Annotated in this window: 5 protein-coding genes; all 5 read left to right on the top strand. The window is 48.3% G+C overall.

The features are described from left to right. Nucleotides 1-36 precede the first annotated feature (36 nt). Nucleotides 37-705 carry a DUF4358 domain-containing protein gene (locus AC1WIP_RS12190; RefSeq protein WP_481142082.1) on the top strand — a complete coding sequence of 223 codons (669 nt, stop codon included), beginning with the start codon at nucleotides 37-39 and terminating at the stop codon, nucleotides 703-705. A gap of 12 nt (nucleotides 706-717) precedes the next feature. After that, nucleotides 718-2,133, top strand: coding sequence for an MBOAT family O-acyltransferase (locus AC1WIP_RS12185; RefSeq protein ID WP_481142081.1), 1,416 nt, complete (start codon nucleotides 718-720; stop codon nucleotides 2,131-2,133). A gap of 15 nt (nucleotides 2,134-2,148) precedes the next feature. After that, nucleotides 2,149-3,270, top strand: coding sequence for a DHHW family protein (locus AC1WIP_RS12180; protein ID WP_481142080.1), 1,122 nt, complete (start codon nucleotides 2,149-2,151; stop codon nucleotides 3,268-3,270). After that, nucleotides 3,263-3,925, top strand: a complete 663-nt coding sequence (locus AC1WIP_RS12175; protein WP_481142079.1) for an HAD family hydrolase — start codon at nucleotides 3,263-3,265, stop codon at nucleotides 3,923-3,925. Before AC1WIP_RS12180 ends, AC1WIP_RS12175 begins: the two co-directional genes overlap by 8 nt. A 25-nt stretch (nucleotides 3,926-3,950) precedes the next feature. Continuing rightward, nucleotides 3,951-4,339, top strand: a 389-nt coding sequence (locus tag AC1WIP_RS12170; protein WP_481142078.1) for a ribosomal RNA small subunit methyltransferase A, incomplete at its 3' end; no start/stop codon positions are given.

The following is a 4,339-nucleotide window of genomic DNA, read 5'->3' as shown; positions in this document are numbered from 1 at the left end:
ATACTAAGACCACCAACAGAAGGAAGGAGTCTTATTATGAAAAAATTGCGTATTTTGCTGACTGCCTGCGCGCTGTCATTTGCCATGACCGCCTGCGGCGACAAAAATGCGGGGGCGGAGGAGACCTCACAGGAGAATACACAAAGCACTGCGCAGTCCGCTGCGGAAACCGAGCCCACCCAGGAGACTGGGCTGTCCTCCACTCAGGAATTCCAGGAGACGGAGGAGACCGGAATGGATACGGTGGAGGGCTGGAGCCAGGAAATGACTGCTGTCCGGGACGCCATAGTGGACGCATTGGGGGAAAATTATTGGCCCAATATGGCGATCACGCCCCAAATGCTGGAGGATACCTTTGGCATCGCCTCGGATTTATATGATGATTATATGGGCGAAATGCCAATGATCAGCACAAATGTGGATACTTTATTGATTATCAAGGCAAAAAGTGATAAGGTAGATGAAGTGGAGGAAGCATTGAACACATACCGGGATCATCTGGTGAACGATACAATGCAGTACCCCATGAATATGGGAAAGATTCAGGCGTCCAGAATTGAGAGGATCGGCAGCTACGTCTGCTTTGTCCAGCTTGGCGCAGATACCACTGCCGCTTCGGAAAGCGGTGAGGAGGCTGTGATTACTCACTGCCAGGAGCAGAATGAGCTGGTGATTGAGATAATCGGCCAAAACGTAGAGCGTTAATGGAGCATTCAAATGGTATTCAGCAGCATTTTGTTTCTATTTCGGTTTTTGCCCGCATTTTTTATTTGTTACTTTCTGGTTCCCCAGAGGATGAAAAATTTCATCCTCCTCTTGGGGAGCCTGATTTTTTATGCCTGGGGCGAGCCGGTGTACATTGTGCTGATGCTGTTTTCCATTTTTTCAGATTATATTCACGGCATTCTGATCGACAAGTACAGAAACAGGAGGGTGTCAGTCTTTCTGCTGACTTCCTCCATTGTGATAAATCTTTTGATGCTGGGATTTTTTAAATATGCGGACTTTCTCATCGGCTCGGTGAATGCGCTGGCGGGAACAAGCTTCGCTTTGCTAAGGCTTCCTTTGCCCATCGGGATTTCCTTCTACACCTTTCAGACCATGTCCTATACCATCGACGTTTACCGCGGGGAGGCTAAAGTGCAGAAAAACCTTCTGGACTTCAGCGTCTTTGTGACCATGTTCCCGCAGCTCATTGCAGGACCCATTGTGAAATACCGTCAGGTGGAGGCGCAGCTGCATCGGCATAAAAGCGATCTGTATCAGATAAGCGCAGGCGTTAAGCGCTTTGTGGCGGGTCTTGCTAAAAAGGTGTTGATTGCCAACAATCTGGGGGTGCTGTGGACTGAAGTTTCCGCTATGAATTACGGAGAAATCAGCGTACTCACAGCATGGCTGGGAATTTTTGCCTTTGCCTTTCAGATTTATTTTGATTTTTCGGGATATTCCGACATGGCCATAGGGCTGGGGGCCTGTCTGGGATTTTCCTTCCCGGAAAATTTTAATTATCCTTATATATCCGCCTCTGTTTCGGAATTTTGGCGCAGATGGCATATCACCTTAAGCAGCTGGTTTCGGGAGTATGTGTACATCCCGCTGGGAGGCAACAGAAAGGGACTTTCCAGACAGCTTGTGAATATCCTGATTGTGTGGGCCCTCACCGGCATCTGGCACGGTGCGGATATCAGCTTTCTTGCCTGGGGACTTTGGTTTGCACTTCTTTTGATTTTGGAAAAGCTGTTTCTTGGCAAAGTGCTTTCGAAGCTTCCAAAGGCCTTCGGAAGGATTTATACCTGTCTGGCGGTGCTGCTTGGCTGGGTTTTGTTTGGGCTGGATTCTCTCTCACAGGCGGGAGGATTTTTCAAGGCTCTGTTTGGAGCCGGAAGCGGCGTGCTGTTTGATGGACAAGGGCTATATCTGGGAAGAGAATATCTGCTTTTATTCGCCATTGCGGCCATTGGCGCAACCCCCTGCATTGGGGCGATTCTCAAAAAACTGGAAAAAAACCGCACAGGCTATGCCATAGCCTTGTACCGTCTGGGGGAAAAGGTAATCCCCCCCCTGCTGCTTCTTTTGTCGGTGGCGTACATTGTAGATGCAAGCTACAATCCTTTTTTGTATTTTCGGTTTTAGCGAAAGGAGGAGGCTATGGACCAGAAGAGAAATGCCATTTTGACAGTTGCCATTATCTGCGCCATGCTGCTCGTGTTTACGGCGGCGGATCTTTTCAACGGCGACAGAATCTATTCTGAGACAGAAAACCGTGTATTAGCTTCCAGACCGGAGCTTTCCCAGGAGAGCGTAAAAAGCGGAGAATTCGGCGCGGCTTATGAGGAATACATTACGGATCAGTTTGTAGGCAGGGATAAGTGGATCGGTATCAAGACTGCCTCGGACATTCTCATGCAGAAGAAGGACATCAATGGTGTCTATCTTGGGCAGGATGGTTATTTGATTGAGCAGCATCTCCCCTCGGCGTATGAGAGCGTGCAGGTCACTAAAAGGACGGCGCTCTTGGAAAAGCTGGTACATGACTGGAATGCCAAGGTGATGCTTGTACCCACTGCAGATAACGTGCTCACAGACAAGCTTCCCGCAAATGCTGCCTATTATGATCAGGAGGCGCTTTTGGCTTATGTGGAGGAGCAGATCGGGGAAAGCCATTATATTGACGTTTTTTCTGTGCTGAAGGAGCATTCCCAGGAGGAAATCTATTATCGCACAGATCATCACTGGACCAGTCTGGGGGCCTATTATGGATACTCTGCCTGGGCACAGGCTTTGGGAGTAAGGCCCTATGACTACAGTGTTTCCCGTATGCGCACGGCTTCGGAGGATTTTTTGGGAACCCTCCATTCCCGTCTGAATCTTCCCATGAAGGGGGACGAGATTACCTATTTCCCCGAGACCATCAAGCGTCCGGTGACAGTCACCTATGATTTTGAGGGGACTATGGATACCTATTATCAGGAGAGCTATCTGGAGACGAAAAATAAATATGGATTTTTCCTGGATGATAACCATGCCTTTACGGAGATACACACCAGCTATCGCAACGGGAAAACGCTTTTTGTCATAAAAGACTCCTACGCCAACAGCCTGATTCCCCTTTTTACCCCCCATTACCAGACCATCTATGTGGTGGACCTGCGTTATTTAAACGGCAGTCTCTATGAGTTTATGCACACATATGAGCCGGAGGGGGGAATGGATGTGCTGGTGGTGTATAATTGTATTCATTTTCTGGAGGAGTTTCAATATTATGAGTAAAACGGTGATTTTCGATATGGACGGTGTGTTGTTTGACACGGAAAGGCTGTGTATGGAGGGCTGGCGCAGGGTGGCGGAAAGGTACGGCATCCAGGGAATAGAGGAAATTTCCAGACAGTGTATTGGTCTAAACGGCAATGATACCAGGGAGCTTGTGCAAAAGGCATTTGCCAGAGAACATCCGGACAAATTCTTTTCCTATGAGGAATTCCACGGACAGGTTTCCCAATGGTTTTGGGAGGAGATCGAAAAAAACGGCCTGCCCATAAAGGAAGGAGCAAAAAGACTTCTGCCCTATCTGCAGCAGTCAGGATACAGCTTGGGATTGGCGTCCTCCTCCAGATATGATTCTGTGGTCAGCCATTTAAAGCAGGCCCGGCTGATTGACTATTTTTCTGTGATCGTATCGGGAGATATGGTGCAGCATTCCAAGCCCAGGCCCGATATTTACCTCCTGGCCTGTAAGAAGCTGGGAGCTAGGCCTGAGGAGACCTATGCCATTGAGGATTCCCCCAACGGAATCCGCGCTGCAGCAGCAGCGGGCTTAAGGCCTATCATGGTGCCGGATCTGATAGAGCCAGATGAGGAAATCAGAGGACTTTGCTTTTTGATCTGTGAAAACCTGACCCAGGTTATGGGATACTTTAATCAATAATGGTGCAATATCAGGAGATATTACAATGGCAGATTTAGGAATACCGCAGAATACCATAGCAGTGCTGCAAAAATACAATTTTCATTTTCAGAAAAAATTCGGGCAGAATTTCCTGATCGACGAAAGGGTGCTTGACAGGATTATATCCGCTTCTGAGATTACAAAAGAGGACTGTGTGCTGGAAATTGGTCCGGGGATTGGCACCATGACCCAGTATTTGGCGGAGAGAGCCGGGACGGTGACCGCTGTGGAGATTGACAGGGCGCTGATTCCCATCCTGGAGGAGACCCTTTGTGATTATTCCAATGTAACTGTGATTCATGGGGACATCCTGAAATTTGATATCAACCAGCTTGTGCAGGAAAAAAATGAAGGCAGCCCCATAAAGGTAGTGGCCAATCTTCCCTATTATAT

This window comes from Acetatifactor sp., from assembly GCF_982438285.1.
The sequence above is the reverse complement of the archived record's forward strand: the minus strand, read 5'-3'. Positions and strand labels throughout refer to the sequence as shown.